This is a genomic window from Bifidobacterium sp. N4G05 (assembly GCF_002742445.1).
GTDB lineage: Bacteria > Actinomycetota > Actinomycetes > Actinomycetales > Bifidobacteriaceae > Bifidobacterium > Bifidobacterium hominis.
This window is the reverse complement of record NZ_NJNQ01000002.1, coordinates 254,758-268,775: the sequence shown is the minus strand read 5'-3', so window position 1 is coordinate 268,775 and position 14,018 is coordinate 254,758. Positions and strand designations below refer to the sequence as shown.

Annotated in this window: 12 protein-coding genes and 1 tRNA gene; 11 read left to right on the top strand and 2 right to left on the bottom strand. The window is 56.6% G+C overall.

Annotated features, from left to right (window positions below):
• Window positions 1-4 precede the first annotated feature (4 nt).
• From atpD to nucS, 3 genes are all read left to right on the top strand, one after another.
• Window positions 5-1,486, top strand: a complete 1,482-nt coding sequence (gene atpD, locus CE153_RS02880; protein WP_039199253.1) for a F0F1 ATP synthase subunit beta — start codon at window positions 5-7, stop codon at window positions 1,484-1,486.
• A complete protein-coding gene (locus CE153_RS02875; protein ID WP_034879774.1) occupies window positions 1,486-1,764 on the top strand; it encodes a F0F1 ATP synthase subunit epsilon in 279 nt (92 codons plus the stop codon). The genes atpD and CE153_RS02875 overlap by 1 nt, the downstream gene beginning before the upstream one ends.
• A gap of 176 nt (window positions 1,765-1,940) precedes the next feature.
• Window positions 1,941-2,645, top strand: coding sequence for an endonuclease NucS (gene nucS, locus CE153_RS02870; protein ID WP_033512712.1), 705 nt, complete (start codon window positions 1,941-1,943; stop codon window positions 2,643-2,645).
• A gap of 224 nt (window positions 2,646-2,869) precedes the next feature.
• Here nucS and CE153_RS02865 read toward each other — a convergent pair whose 3' ends face one another.
• Complete coding sequence (locus CE153_RS02865) at window positions 2,870-3,832, bottom strand: FKBP-type peptidyl-prolyl cis-trans isomerase (RefSeq protein ID WP_180753376.1); 963 nt, start codon at window positions 3,830-3,832, stop codon at window positions 2,870-2,872.
• 81 nt (window positions 3,833-3,913) lie between these two features.
• Between CE153_RS02865 and CE153_RS02855 the strand changes: the two genes are divergently transcribed.
• From CE153_RS02855 to CE153_RS02845, 3 genes are all read left to right on the top strand, one after another.
• Window positions 3,914-5,125 (top strand): hypothetical protein, encoded by a 1,212-nt coding sequence (locus tag CE153_RS02855; RefSeq protein ID WP_099595051.1) that lies wholly within the window; start codon window positions 3,914-3,916, stop codon window positions 5,123-5,125.
• Window positions 5,125-6,123: a hypothetical protein gene (locus CE153_RS02850; protein WP_099595050.1), complete on the top strand. Its 999-nt coding sequence runs from the start codon at window positions 5,125-5,127 to the stop codon at window positions 6,121-6,123. The genes CE153_RS02855 and CE153_RS02850 overlap by 1 nt, the downstream gene beginning before the upstream one ends.
• Before the next feature lie 95 nt (window positions 6,124-6,218).
• Entirely contained in the window at window positions 6,219-7,178 is a 960-nt protein-coding gene (locus tag CE153_RS02845) for a tetratricopeptide repeat protein (protein ID WP_099595049.1), read from the top strand.
• 101 nt (window positions 7,179-7,279) lie between these two features.
• On the opposite strand, the gene CE153_RS02840 is transcribed toward CE153_RS02845, so the two are convergent.
• Window positions 7,280-7,918, bottom strand: coding sequence for a hypothetical protein (locus CE153_RS02840; protein ID WP_099595048.1), 639 nt, complete (start codon window positions 7,916-7,918; stop codon window positions 7,280-7,282).
• Between the two features lie 230 nt (window positions 7,919-8,148).
• On the opposite strand from CE153_RS02840, the gene CE153_RS02835 reads away from it, so the two are divergent.
• The 5 genes from CE153_RS02835 to CE153_RS02815 all read left to right on the top strand — a co-directional run bounded on the left by CE153_RS02835 (window position 8,149) and on the right by CE153_RS02815 (window position 13,855).
• A tRNA-Arg gene (locus CE153_RS02835) sits at window positions 8,149-8,224 on the top strand.
• Window positions 8,225-8,387: 163 nt separating this feature from the next.
• Window positions 8,388-8,777: a Rid family detoxifying hydrolase gene (locus CE153_RS02830; protein WP_099571774.1), complete on the top strand. Its 390-nt coding sequence runs from the start codon at window positions 8,388-8,390 to the stop codon at window positions 8,775-8,777.
• A gap of 314 nt (window positions 8,778-9,091) precedes the next feature.
• Window positions 9,092-10,462 carry an amino acid permease gene (locus CE153_RS02825; protein ID WP_099595103.1) on the top strand — a complete coding sequence of 457 codons (1,371 nt, stop codon included), beginning with the start codon at window positions 9,092-9,094 and terminating at the stop codon, window positions 10,460-10,462.
• Between the two features lie 31 nt (window positions 10,463-10,493).
• On the top strand, window positions 10,494-12,284 hold the full coding sequence (argS, locus tag CE153_RS02820) for an arginine--tRNA ligase (RefSeq protein WP_099571773.1): 1,791 nt from the start codon (window positions 10,494-10,496) through the stop codon (window positions 12,282-12,284).
• Window positions 12,285-12,289: 5 nt separating this feature from the next.
• Window positions 12,290-13,855 carry a diaminopimelate decarboxylase family protein gene (locus CE153_RS02815; protein WP_099595102.1) on the top strand — a complete coding sequence of 522 codons (1,566 nt, stop codon included), beginning with the start codon at window positions 12,290-12,292 and terminating at the stop codon, window positions 13,853-13,855.
• Window positions 13,856-14,018 lie beyond the last annotated feature (163 nt).

The window sequence follows — 14,018 nt, the reverse complement described above, 5'->3', positions numbered from 1 at the left end:
GCATATGGCTGAGAATCAGACCACAGCGGCTCCCGAGACGGCTGCAGAGCCGACCGCTGGACGCGTCACGCGTATCCAGGGTTCGGTTATCGACGTCGAATTCCCGGTGGGCCACCTGCCCGACATTTACAACGCACTTACCGTTGAGCTGACCAACACCGCCAACGAAGAGGGCGAAACCACGAAGAAGATTACGCTTGAGGTCGAACAGCACCTCGGCGACTCCACCGTGCGTACCGTGGCGCTGAAGCCGACTGACGGCCTCGTTCGTGGCGCCACCGTGCTTGACACCGGCGGTCCGATCTCCGTTCCTGTTGGCGATGTGACCAAGGGCCACGTGTTCGACGTGTCCGGCAACATCCTCAACAAGAAGGATGACGAGACCATCACGGTTACCGAGCGTTGGCCTATCCACCGCAATCCGCCGGCATTCGATCAGCTGGAATCCAAGACCCAGATGTTCGAAACCGGTATTAAGGTCATCGATTTGCTGACCCCGTACGTGCAGGGCGGCAAGATTGGTCTGTTCGGTGGCGCAGGCGTCGGCAAGACCGTGCTTATTCAGGAAATGATCCAGCGAGTCGCCCAGAACCACGGCGGTGTGTCCGTGTTCGCAGGCGTCGGCGAGCGTACCCGTGAGGGTAACGATCTGATTGGCGAAATGGACGAGGCTGGCGTTCTTGAGAAGACCGCACTGGTCTTCGGCCAGATGGATGAGCAGCCGGGTACCCGTCTGCGCGTGCCGCTGACCGCACTGACCATGGCAGAGTATTTCCGTGACGTGCAGAACCAAGACGTGCTGCTGTTCATCGATAACATCTTCCGTTTCACCCAAGCTGGTTCTGAGGTGTCCACCCTGCTCGGCCGTATGCCGTCCGCAGTGGGTTACCAGCCGAACCTGGCTGACGAAATGGGTGCCCTGCAGGAGCGAATCACTTCGACCCGCGGCCACTCCATCACCTCGCTGCAGGCCATCTACGTGCCGGCCGATGATTACACCGACCCGGCTCCTGCAACGACCTTCGCCCACTTGGATGCAACCACCGAGCTTTCCCGTGACATCGCTTCCAAGGGTATCTACCCGGCAGTGGATCCGTTGAGCTCCACTTCGCGAATCCTTGATCCGCGTTACGTGGGCCAGGCTCACTACGATTGCGCGAACCGTGTCAAGGCGATTCTGCAGCGTAACAAGGAGCTGCAGGACATCATCGCCCTGATTGGTATCGACGAACTCGGCGAAGAAGACAAGACCACTGTGAACCGTGCTCGTAAGATCGAGCAGTTCCTCGGCCAGAACTTCTACGTCGCTGAAAAGTTCACTGGTCGTCCGGGCTCCTATGTTCCGGCGGACGAGACCATCGAAGCCTTCACCCGTATTTGCGACGGTGTGTATGACGACGTTCCGGAGCAGGCATTCTCCGGTATCGGCGGCATCGACGATCTCGAGAAGAAGTGGCACGACATGCAGAAGGAATACGGTGCGTGATGGCCGGATTGACAATGCAGGTGAACATCGTCGCCGCCGACCATCCCGTGTGGCACGGTACGGCGAAGTCCGTCACCATTCCGGCTTCTGAAGGCGGAATGGGCATCCTGCCCAACCACGAGCCTGTATTGACCGTAATCAAGGAAGGAACCATCGTTGTGGTGGATCCGGATGGCAGCCGTCGCTCCTTCGAAGTGACCGACGGTTTCATCTCCTTCGATTCGAACAAGCTCACCGTTGCGGTTGAGCGTGGACGTGACGTCAAGATGGCCGAGTAGCACTCGGTAGCATACTTCTGACGGTCTGTCTGTTGTGATTGCAGCAATCGCATATGATTGCGATTGATGCAGTTGCGGCAGACAGGCCGTTTTCTTTTCAAAAACGGTATTGATCAAAAAAGATTGCATTTATCACAGATTCGGGGCTTACGGCAATCATGGTAGGGTAGTGCCTCGTGCGAATTATTGTTGCTGATTGCTCTGCCGAATATTCCGGACGTTTGAATGCGTCCTTACCGCTCGCCAAGCGAGTGCTGCTCATCAAAGCCGACAACAGTCTGCTGATTTTTTCCGAACTCGGATCGTACAAGCCGCTTAATTGGATGGCGGCGCCCTGCACCATCAAAGACATCACTCCGGATCATGCCGATGATGATGTCGAAACGGAAGTGCCACAGAAAGTCATCCGTGCTTCTGCAGACAAATCCAATGACGTGCTCGAAGTGACCTTACAACATATTTATTCCGATGAAACGTACGATTTGGGCGAAGATCCAGGACTGATCAAAGATGGCGTCGAAGACCATCTGCAAAAATACTTGGCTGAACAGATCGAACGCATCGGTGAGGGGGCGACGCTCGTGCGCCGTGAATATCCGACTGCCATTGGGCCGGTCGACATCATGGCTATTGACGCCAGTGGCAAGCATGTTGCCATCGAAATCAAGAGAAATGGTGGTATCGACGGCGTTGAGCAGCTCACCCGCTACTGCGAACTGCTCAACCGCGATCCTCTGCTAGCCCCCGTACGTGGTATTTTCGCCGCGCAGACCATCACCCCGCAAGCCCGCGTGCTCGCCCAAGACCGCGGCTTCGACTGTCTGATCCTCGACTATGACGAAATGAAGGGCACTGAAGACGACTCCTTACGACTCTTTTAGATGCAAGCCTAGCGAGCGGCAACGGAGTGTCGTCGCGCTGAGCCGTATAACGGACAATCCGGAGGATTGCCCGTAGACGAAGTGAGCAACTTGTTGCGAAGGCCGCGCAAGGCGGTACCTCGGTCGACGTACTTTTGCACGCCTTTCCGCGGTACGCCTTGCCACACATGCATTGCCGCATTCGCTCCTCGTGGGCAAGGCTTTGGCCCACGAAACGTGGTGTTTTAGTAGGCGGCGAGAATGTCGACCACGAAGACCAGCGTGGAGTTCGCCGGAATCTTACCGGAATCCTTGTTTCCGTAGCCAAGGTCCGGCGGCACTACCAGCAGCACCTGCGAGCCAACGGTGTGGCCTGCCAGGCCCTGCTTCCAACCGGCGATCACTTCGTCAAGCGAGAAGCTCGACGAAGTGCCGCGATCCCACGAGGAATCGAACTGCGTGCCGTCAAGCAGCCAGCCGGTATAGTGAGCGACCACGGTTTGCGTATCCTTGACCTCGGCACCCTTACCCTTGATCAAATCCTGCGAAACCAATGTGTCGGAACCTTTATAACCATTCATGTCGATCGACGGCTTGCCATCCTTCGCAAGCGTGACCTTCGGCAAATCGGCAGGTACGTCAAGCACCTTCGTGCCCGTGGCCTTCGTCAGATCCTTCGACTTCGACACGATCGTGAGCACCATCAAATACGATGTGCCAGCGGAATTCGAATCGTTCACGCCGAACGCAAGCGTGGCATTAATCTTCTGATCCTTGAAAATGTTGTAATAACTCTCAGTCATCTGACTGGTGTTGGAGGTGACCACAGTAGAGCAATCGGGGGTGTTTTTCTCCCATGTGCTCGCCAATTCGGAACCATCCTTGACGTTGATGGCGATGCCTTGCGTGCATATGCGGTCGCCCTCTTCGATCTGGTCGCCATTGCCTTTCTGCAGTACGACGTAACTGTTGTCTTCCACCGTCATAGGGGTTTTGAAGGAGACGGCCGGCTTCTCTCCGGGCTTGCCTGTGGCGGTCACTCCGGCGATCTGGTTCATTTTCGACGAGGATTTGGAGGAAGAGGAAGATGAAGATGAATCGGAGGAGGTATTAGACTTCGTGTCGGAGCTTCCGCATGCTGCGAAACCCAGGCACATGATCGTTGTGCAAGCGGCTGCGACGGCTTTGAAAAGAGTAGATTTGCGCATAGGCTCAACCTTAGCGTCAATCATTGATTTTCATAGTTTTTTCAGGCTTTTGCAGAGGGGCAATGTAGAATAGAGAATGCTATGACTTTATTGCAGGATGAACAGGAAAAACCGCAGTCCAAGGCGGGTCCTACGCGACACGCTAAGATCATGCGTGGCATTGTCACTCCTATTTTCGGATTGCTTGCCGTTGCTTGCATCGTACTTGGCGTCTTGAACGCGACGATTTGGAAGCCTTCGACGCAGGTCACGGCGTCCGCTGCGGTTACGGGATCGCAGTATGTGGTCACTGATCCGAATGTGTTGCAGTTGGTTGACGATCACGTCAACATTTCGACGAAGTCCCGCGACAAATCCGCGAACGTGTGCATCGCCATCGGTTCCGCCCGCGATGTTGCTGGTTGGATTGCGGGATCCAAATACACGCGCGTTACCGGATTGTCGGACTGGTCCACCCTGTCCACGCTGAAGGCCACGGCTCAGGGCACCGCCGATAATTCCGAAGGCCAGGTCGCGTTCCAAGATTCCGACATGTGGCGCACAGTCAAATGCAATGCCGGTTCCGTTGACATACAGATCAAGGGTGCTAATACGAATAATGCCGAGGATTCCGTTGCGATCATCGATTACGGCGATCGCAAGGGAGGCTCGGTCGTGCTTGACTGGACCCGTCGTTCGCTGCTGAATTTCGCCATGCCGTTCTATCTTTCCGGCGGATTACTGGCAATACTTGCGGTACTTTCGGCTTCCGTGTTCGCCATGCCTCCGCATAAGCGTCGCAATAAGCGCGCGTTTGCCATGGTTGATGGCATCGGTTCCACGCAGGGAGACGATGATGAGGTTGCCGCATGGGTGAAGAACGCCGAAGCGAGTGCCGCCCGTAGTGAAAAGAGCGGGTCGAAGCGTACGCGTCGTCGCCATGCGAGCCATCGTGCGACCGTTTCGGAAAACACGCAGAACGAGACGGCGCAACCTACGATTGTCGATCCTTCCGCTCGAAATTTGGTTGCCGACCAGCAGAATGCTGCCACTGATGGCGTTGACGAAAACGACGATTTCGAACAGACTTCCGTGATCTCGCCAGACGAGCTTGCCGCATATTTCGCACGTCTCGCACAAGAGGAAAGCAGTGCGTCCGTAGCGTCCTCGGGATCTTCAGAATTCGCGGTATCCGGCGAAATTAACGTGTCCAACGAAGTCAACGAAACGGCCGGAACGGCCGAGCCGGTCGAATCCAACGAAACATCCGAAAACAACGAATCAGACGAATCTGACAACGAGGAGGCCAAGTGATGAAGAAGCGTTTCAACGCAATCGCGGCGGCCGTGCTCGCATTGGGAATGGTCGTTGGCATGTGCGGATGCGAGGGGCAGCTGCCGCAGCCGAAAACCACGCAACGTCAGGATGCGCCGAATCTGACCGCCAAGCAGGAGAAAACCATCCGTACGGATATTCTCACAACGCTTGACCAGTGCAATAACGACCGCAATATCGACGCCCTCGGCTCGATTTTGGAGGGGCCGGAACTTGAGATTCGCACAAGCGAACTTCATGTGGCGCAGGTCACGGGCAATCTTGACCGCAAGACCACGATTCCAACCGGTCTGGCGCAGGCTGTGATCTCCACAGATAGTGGATGGCCACGTTCGGTGTTTTCCATTACTTCCACCACGGACGACCAGCAATCCAAGCGTCTGCTGGTGTTCCGTCAGGATTCCGCACGCCAGAACTACAAGCTGTGGGGTGTGGCGCGACTGTTTTCGGGCGTGAAGATGCCGAGTTTCGAGATTTCCAAGACCGGCAGCGAGCAGGGTACGGAAAAAGACACCGGTCTGGTCATGACCCCGAAGGATGCGGTCGCTGCATATGCCGACGTGTTGCAGAATGGTGCGGCCAGCCAGTATGCGCAGCAGTTCGCCGACGATGATTTGCGTACGAAGCTTGCCGATCTGACCGAACAGGTGCAGAAGGCCATGGAGCTGAACGAGGGATCGCAGCAGCAGGTGTTCACGCCGGTTGACGGTGCCATCAGCGTCATGCGTTCCGCGGATGGTGGCGACTTGGTAGTGGCGCAGATCAATTCCGAATGGACGCGTTCCGCTGGTGCCGGACGTGAATCGCAGCCCGCTTCCGATGCGGAAAAAGCGCTGTTTGGCAACGGTCAAGCCACCAGCACCATGAAAACCACGTATGTAAATGTGATCGCGCTGTACGTGCCTCCGGCAAATTCCGGTGAGAAGATTACCTCAGTCGGTTCCGAACGCCAGCCGGTCAGGGTTGAGGCGCTGTAATCGTCGCGATTGCGCGTAAGCTTGGGGCGAACGTTTGCGATGCGTATTGCGCTGGGCGCTTAATGTTGTTGATTGTTGATATTTAGGAGGCAAGCATGGCAGGTCAAAGGCCGTTTAATCCGGGAGTTTCCTTGGCGGGGGCCGTCGATCTTGAAGCGTTGAAGCATCAGGTGAAGGCCGAACCGGGGCAGGCTGGAGGCGCTCCGGCCGCTGGGGGTTACGTGATCGACACCACGGAGAACACGTTCCAGGCCATGGTGCAGACGTCGGCCACGTTCCCGATTCTGCTGTTGCTGTGGGTGCCGACCGATGATCGCCTGTTCGACATGGCACGCCAGTTGGGCGATGCCGTGAACCAGTTAAACGGCCAGATTCAGCTGTCTCGTATTGATATCGCGTCGAATCCGTCAATCGCGCAAGCGTTCCAAGTGCAGGGTGCTCCCGCGTTGTTCGCGTTGATCAACGGCCGCCCGATGCCGATTCTGCAGGGCTTGCCGTCTGCCGAGGAAATGCAGCAGATCGTGGACGCGGCGATTCCGAATCTGGTTGCTGCCGCACAGCAGGCTGGCGTGACCGGTTCCGCGCCGTATTCGGGCGATCCGGATTCCGATGCGGCAAATTCCGCCGCCGGCGCTCAGGAGGTGCCTCCGGAGCATCAGGAGGCGTATATGCTGGCACAGCAGGGCGATTACGCTGGTGCCGCAGCCGCGTACGAGAAGGTGCTTGAAGCCGATCCGAACGATGCCCGCGCAGCCCGCGAGCGTGCGAAGGCGTTGCTGTTGGCCCGTTCCGCCAATGCGAACGTGCGTGAGGTACGTGCCGCCGCTGCCGACAATCCCGATGATGTTGAAGCGCAGCTTGCCGTTGCTGACATTGATATGATCGGCGGTCAGATTCAGGATGCGTTCGACCGTTTGCTGGATTTCGTTGCGGCCGGTCACAAGGCTGATATTGAACCGGTGCGCAAGCGTCTGCTGGAATATTTCACGATTCCCGAGTCGACTGACGAGCGTTTGAAGCGCGCCCGCCGTCGCCTCGCCACGCTTATGTACTGATACGTTTATTGACTTAGATACCGTTTTGGGTACCGTTCAACCGTAGGCTGACAACCAAATCGTTCTTTACGGCCTACGGTTGTTTTTTTAAAAAAAAAGACTTATTCCATACGATTGGTGCCGAAATAGTCAAGGAATTGCGGTCCGTACGCTTCCAGTTCGGCTTCGAATTCGGATTTCCATCGTGAATATGGATTCGCTGCAAGTCCTTCATTGCTGAACCGCGATTGGTCGGTGATTTCGGTGGTGCAGAATTTCGGGATCACCAGATTGGTGACGGGTCCGATACGTTCCGCTTCTGCAATGATCAGGGGAGCGTTGGTGCCGCCGAATACGTCGATGTTCCAGCCATCTTCGTCGATCCAGTCGGTGAAACGGTTTTTGATGGTTACGTGTCCGCCGCGTTTGATGAGCTCTCCTGCGATGCGCGAATCCAAGTCTCGGCTCGCCTCATAGCGCGTGCCTCCTACGGACGGCCCCTTCACGGTGACTGATCCAAGCTGGAATTCGTCGCGATACTTTTCGAGCACGGCCAGCGGGTCGAGGTCCGGAGTCATGGCGATGCGAACGGACTTTGTTTTCAATCGTACACGCAACGCGTAATTATCCTGATGAACGTAATAACTTTGCACGATTAATGTCGGACTGTCGCTGTCATCCAACTGCGTTGGCAAAGCACGGCAGAAAAAACGGCGCATGTATTCGAAATCGCCTATATTTCTGCCTGAATCCTCAACCATATTCTCAGTCTAGTGGAAAATACGCGGTAAATGACGTTATTGTGCCGCAAATTATGACGTAATACTCTTCGTTCCCCGTTCTATACCCGTCACCTCCCCTTCATAGTTGGGTATGTTGCCGAAAACCCATTCAGGCTTACTTTGCCAACATGATGATTAAGATTCAAAGACCATTTTTCCGTAAAAAGTGTCGCTCTCACCTCAAGGCAGTGTAAAGTAGGTTGACGCACGGGTTTGTAGCTCAGTGGATAGAGCGTCTGTCTCCGGAACAGAAGGTCGTGGGTTCGATCCCCATCAAGCCCACCACAAAGACATGTGAAGGGCCGGGGCGCTGAGCCGGTATTTGGAACATGGGACAATGCGCGTCGATTCCATGGGTACAGTGATTGTTTGAGATTGCGTTGTCGTGGTTTGCCGCGGCCTGAACGCAAGCAAGATGCAATAACACATTCTTCAAAGGAGAAACATTATGAGCGAGAAGATGGAAGAGGTTGCGACTTCTGAAGCCCCGGCGGCGCTGGGCGCTTACAGCCAGGCTGTGAAGGCCAACGGTTTCGTGTTCGTCTCCGGCCAGCTGGGCATCGACCCGGCCACCGGCGAACTGGCTGGCGAAACTGCCGGCGAGCAGGCATCCCAGGCGCTGAAGAACATCAAGCACATTCTTGACGCAGCAGGCACAGGCATCGAGCACGTCTGCCGTGCCACCATCTACATGAAGAACGTCGAAGACTTCCATGAGATCGACGACGTGTACGCGCAGGCCTTCATCGGTTCCGTGAAGCCGGCCCGCGTCGCGTTCGGCGGCAATAACATTCCGAAGGGCGCTCTCGTCGAGATCGACGCCATCGCTGTGCTCTGATTTCAGTGCGCTGATTGCAAATCTCCAGGGAATTCCTTTTCAGGCTCGTATGCGGTTTCTTACGCTGCATGCGAGCCTGTTTTGTTTATGCAACCTCATGATTGCCGCAAAAGTGAACAGCAGGCAACATGTTTCCACCGATTTCCGTATAGTAATGCGTTTGGGTATTGTGCAAACGCATGCAAACGCAAGAACGCGCCCAGCCAAATATGAAGGAGCAGTCGCGCATGACCGAATCGCAAGTCAACGCATCTACTGCAGGCACTGACGCCGCTGAATCCGCTGAAGTCGAGCAGGGCGGTCTTGAACGTAAGATGGAAACCCGCCATCTGACCATGATTTCGCTGGGTGGCGTGATCGGCACTGGCTTGTTTCTCAGCTCCGGCTACACGATTCACCAAGCCGGCCCTCTTGGCGCGATCATCGCGTATGGCATCGGATCCATACTTGTGTATTTTGTGATGCTCAGCCTCGGCGAACTGTCGGTGGCTATGCCGTATGCCGGCAGTTTCCACCTGTATGCGAAGCGTTTCATCGGCCCCGGCACCGCGTTCACCATCGCCGTGCTGTATTGGCTGAATTGGGCGGTGGCGCTCGCTTCGGAATTCACGGCCGCTGGTCTGCTGATGCAACGTTGGTTTCCTGATTCGCCCGCGTGGATTTGGTCCGCCGCGTTCATTGCAGTGGTGTTCATGCTCAATATTCTGTCGGTGCGACTGTATGGCGAGTCGGAATTCTGGTTTGCGTCCATCAAGGTGTTCGCGATTATCGCGTTCATTGTGGTCGGCTTGCTCGCCATGTTTGGTGCGATTCCGATTGCCGGTTACGATCATGCTCCGCTGTTTGAGAATTTCTATGATGACGGCTGGCTCCCGAATGGTGTGATCCCGATTTTCTCGACGCTGCTGACGGTGGTGTTCGCGTTTTCGGGCACTGAGGTCGTTGGTGTTGCGGCGGGGGAGACGAAGGATCCGGCGCAGGCGATTCCGAAGGCCGTGCATACTACGGTGTTGCGTCTTGCGATTTTCTTCATCGGCTCGATCGCGGTGATGTCCGCGCTGATTCCGTGGCATCAGTCGGGTGTCGACGCGAGTCCGTTTGTGCTCGTGTTCCAGTCGATCGGCATGCCGTTTGCCGGCGATGTGATGAATTTCGTGGTGTTGACGGCGGTGCTGTCCGCTGCGAATTCCGGCTTGTATGTGTGCTCGCGTATGGTTTGGTCGCTTGCGCAGGAGGGTATGATTCCGCGCGCGCTCGGCAAGACGAATTTCCATGGTGTGCCCGTGTTCGCGGTGTTTTTCAGTATGGCCGGATCGCTGTTGGCGTTGCTGTCTTCCGTGGTTGCCGCTTCGACGGTGTATTTGGCGTTGGTTGCGGTTTCCGGCTTGGCCACGCTGGTGGTGTGGGCGTCGGTTTCCGTCTGCCACCTGCGTTTCCGCAAGCAGTGGCTTGCTCAAGGCCATTCGGTTGACGATTTGAAGTATCGTGCCCCCGGTTTTCCGTTCGTGCCGATCGCTGCGATTGTGATGTGCATTGGCGCATTGGTTTTGGTGATTTGCGATCCGTCGCAGCGCTCCACATTGCTGTATATGATTCCGTTCGTTGCGATCTGCTATATCGGCTATTACGCTTCAGTGGCCTGGCATAGGAAGCATGGCAAACTGCAGGATGATACGCAAGGCTGATTCTGTCTGCATAATCGGTAGACTTGGAGGAATGAGTCCAGAAGCGCTTAGTGAACTGATTTTCAATATTGCCAACAACCTTGTGAATGAAGGCAAGGCTGGCACCTTGACCACCGATCTCATCCCTCCACAGGCCAAATTCGCCGTCATGCGTCCGAAGGACCGCGCGCACGGCGATTGGGCGTCGAACGCGGCCATGCAGCTGGCTAAGAAAGCCGGCATGAAGCCTCATGATTTCGCTGAATTGTTCGCTGCGGAACTTGCCAATGCCGATGGCATCAAGTCCGTGGAAGTGGCCGGCCCCGGCTTCATCAACATTGTGCTTGATTCCGCGTCCGCTGCTGCCGTGGTTGACACCGTGCTCAACGAGGGTACGAACTACGGTAAGAACGACCATCTTTCCGGCAAGACCCTGAATCTTGAGTTCGTTTCCGCCAATCCGACCGGTCCGATCCATATCGGCGGCACCCGTTGGGCTGCGGTCGGCGATTCCATGGCCCGCGTGCTTGAGGCGAACGGTGCCAAGGTGGTGCGCGAATACTATTTCAATGATCATGGCGAGCAGATCAATCGTTTCGCGAAGTCGCTGGTTGCGGCCGCTCACGGTGAGGAAACCCCGATCGACGGTTACAAGGGTGCTTATATCGATGAGATCGCGCGTCGCGTTATCGATGAGGCCAATGCCGACGGCATTGCGATTCTCGACCTGCCGCGCGTCGACGGTGGCGCTGACAACGATGGCAATCCGTTGGGTGAAGGCGATTCCGAACAACGTGAGGAATTCCGCAAGCGTGCAGTGCCGATGATGTTCAACGAAATCCGCAAATCCATGAAGGATTTCCGTGTGAACTTCGACGTGTGGTTCCATGAGAACAGCCTGTATTCCGACGGCGAAGTCGACAAGGCCATTGCTGATCTGCGTGAACGCGGCGATATTTACGAAAAGGATGGCGCAACCTGGTTCGAGTCCACCAAGCATGGTGACGATAAGGATCGTGTGATCATCAAATCCGACGGCAACTACGCGTATTTCGCAGCTGATATTGCTTACTATCGCAACAAGCGCCATCGTGACAATGATCCGGCAGACATCGCCATTTACATGCTGGGTGCCGACCATCACGGCTATATCGGCCGCATGATGGCCATGTGCGCCGCATTCGGCGACGAACCTGGCGAAAACATGCAGATTCTTATCGGACAGCTTGTCAACGTGCTGAAGGACGGCAAGGCAGTGCGCATGTCGAAGCGTGCCGGCAATGTGGTGACCATTGACGATCTGACCGACGCTATCGGCGTGGATGCTTCTCGTTATTCGTTGGCACGCACCGACTACAATTCCCCGGTCGATATCGACCTGAATCTGCTCGCTTCGCATTCCAACGAGAATCCGGTGTACTACGTGCAGTACGCGCACGCCCGCTCCTGCAATGTGGACCGCAATGCAGCCGCCGCAAACATCACCTACGAGGGTGCCGACGTGAGTCTGCTCGACACCGCCGCCGACGGCGAAGTGCTTGCCGCGCTCGCCCAGTGGCCGGCCCTGCTGCGCGAAGCCGGCGACCTGCGCGCCCCACATCGTGTGGCCCACTATTTGGAAGATCTCGCAGCCACCTACCACAAGTGGTACAACGTGGAACGCGTGGTGCCTATGGAACTCACCGATCCGGAAGCTCGCGGTGAACAGGCCGAAGCTCTGCGCATTGCCAAGGCTCCGGAACCGGCTCGTGCGGCTGCACGTTTGAAGCTCAATGACGCAGTCAAGACGGTTATCGCCGAAGGTCTTGACCTGCTTGGCGTCGCAGCCCCAGACCGGATGTGATCGCCATGGCAGTCACCCCCATCTGGCCGGCCGGCTCCGACGTGAACGAGCAAGGTGAAATCACGTTCCATGGCCGCACTGCCGAAAGCCTACTGAACGAATTCGGTTCGCCGCTCTACGTTATCGACACTGATGACGTGCGAGCCCGTGCCACTAAATTCGTCAAGTCCGCGGCAAATGCGTTCAACAACACCGTAACCCACGTCAGTTTCGCCGGGAAAGCACTGCTTTCCAAGGAAATCTGCCGCATCGTCACCGAATCTGGCATGCTGATCGACACCTGCACCATGGGCGAGATGCGTATCGCGCTTGCCGCAGGCGTTCCCGGAAGACGACTCGTGCTGCACGGCAACAACAAGTCCGATGCGGAAATCGAACTCGCCATTACCGAAGGCTTCGCCAAAATCGTGGTGGACGAGCCGAACGAGCCGGCCCGTATCGCCGAAATCGCCAAGCGTCTCGGCAAGCGCGCTCGCGTGATGTTGCGTGTTACGTCCGGCATTCATGCGGGCGGTCACGAGTTCGTGTCTACCGCGCACGAAGACCAGAAGTTCGGCGTCGCCTTGCTGCCGGCCGGTGCCGATGCGAGCAAGCTGAACGTGCTTGACGATCTGACCGACGTGACCCCCGCAGGTTCGAACGCACGCCTAGGCGAAAGCGAAAGCGCAGAACGCCAGCTGCAGTACGACATCAAATACCCGTACGACATGAGCCACGAGAAGGTTTCCGAAGGCGACCGCCAACTCGCCGAAGCCATGACCATGGTGGCTGATGGTCCCGCGCTCGCCGTATTGAAGGAGATCTACCGCCATCAGGACGTGCTCGAACTGGTCGGCGTGCATTCGCATATCGGTTCGAACATTCACGATGCGGACGCCTTCATTCAGGCCGCGAAGCGCATGATGCTGCTGCGCAAGACCTTCTACGCCACCGACGCATACACACTGCCGGAGGTTGACTTGGGCGGCGGCTATTCCGTGGCCTACACCGATGGCGAGGATTCCATGGATCTCGATACGGAACTTGCCCGCCTTGCCGATGCGGTCACCGCCGTGAATCGCGCGCTTGGCATGCCCGCTCCGGTCATTTCGTTCGAACCGGGCCGTTGGACGGTCGCCCCGACCGGCGTCACCTTGTATCGCGTGGGCACGGTCAAGCCGGTTCAGCTTGCCGGAAACGCGAAAGACAAGGCCGGAAATCCGGTTACGGAACGCGTGTACGTGTCTGTTGACGGCGGTATGAGCGACAATATTCGCCCGGCATTGTACGGATCGGATTACACTGCGAAAATCGCCAATCGTGAGGGTTCCAGCGAAACCAAGCTGTGCCGTGTGGTCGGCATGCATTGCGAATCGGGCGATATCCTCGTCAACGAGGCGCGTCTTCCTGCCGACATTCAGCGCGGTGACGCGCTTGCGGTGCCTGTTACGGGCGCATACGGTCGCACGATGGCCAGCAATTACAATCAGGCGCTGATTCCTGCGGTTGTTGCCGTATCCGAGCAAGACGCGCATGTGATGATCCGCCGTCAGACGGTCGACGATCTGCTGGATTGGGATGTGAGCGAATAGCGATTCGTGGCGTTTCGCTCGTGTTTCGTATTGTTCATGGCGATTCGTCTCAAATTGCGGACGCAGCATGGATGCAGCATGGATGCAGCATGGACGGTTTTCGGGGCAAAGCTCAGAAACCGTCCATTTTCGTATGATTTCGCGGTCTTACGTCATATCGGGA

What these genes read in the sequence shown, in the direction of transcription:
- CE153_RS02830 (WP_099571774.1), top strand. Translation starts at nt 8,388, where the DNA reads ATGAGCGAGAAGATGGAAGAGGTTGCGACTTCTGAAGCCCCGGCGGCG.
- CE153_RS02825 (WP_099595103.1), top strand. Translation starts at nt 9,092, where the DNA reads ATGGAAACCCGCCATCTGACCATGATTTCGCTGGGTGGCGTGATCGGC.
- CE153_RS02855 (WP_099595051.1), top strand. Translation starts at nt 3,914, where the DNA reads ATGACTTTATTGCAGGATGAACAGGAAAAACCGCAGTCCAAGGCGGGT.
- CE153_RS02865 (WP_180753376.1), bottom strand. Translation starts at nt 3,832, where the DNA reads ATGCGCAAATCTACTCTTTTCAAAGCCGTCGCAGCCGCTTGCACAACG.
- atpD (WP_039199253.1), top strand. Translation starts at nt 5, where the DNA reads ATGGCTGAGAATCAGACCACAGCGGCTCCCGAGACGGCTGCAGAGCCG.
- argS (WP_099571773.1), top strand. Translation starts at nt 10,494, where the DNA reads ATGAGTCCAGAAGCGCTTAGTGAACTGATTTTCAATATTGCCAACAAC.
- CE153_RS02845 (WP_099595049.1), top strand. Translation starts at nt 6,219, where the DNA reads ATGGCAGGTCAAAGGCCGTTTAATCCGGGAGTTTCCTTGGCGGGGGCC.
- CE153_RS02875 (WP_034879774.1), top strand. Translation starts at nt 1,486, where the DNA reads ATGGCCGGATTGACAATGCAGGTGAACATCGTCGCCGCCGACCATCCC.
- CE153_RS02815 (WP_099595102.1), top strand. Translation starts at nt 12,290, where the DNA reads ATGGCAGTCACCCCCATCTGGCCGGCCGGCTCCGACGTGAACGAGCAA.
- CE153_RS02850 (WP_099595050.1), top strand. Translation starts at nt 5,125, where the DNA reads ATGAAGAAGCGTTTCAACGCAATCGCGGCGGCCGTGCTCGCATTGGGA.
- CE153_RS02840 (WP_099595048.1), bottom strand. Translation starts at nt 7,918, where the DNA reads ATGGTTGAGGATTCAGGCAGAAATATAGGCGATTTCGAATACATGCGC.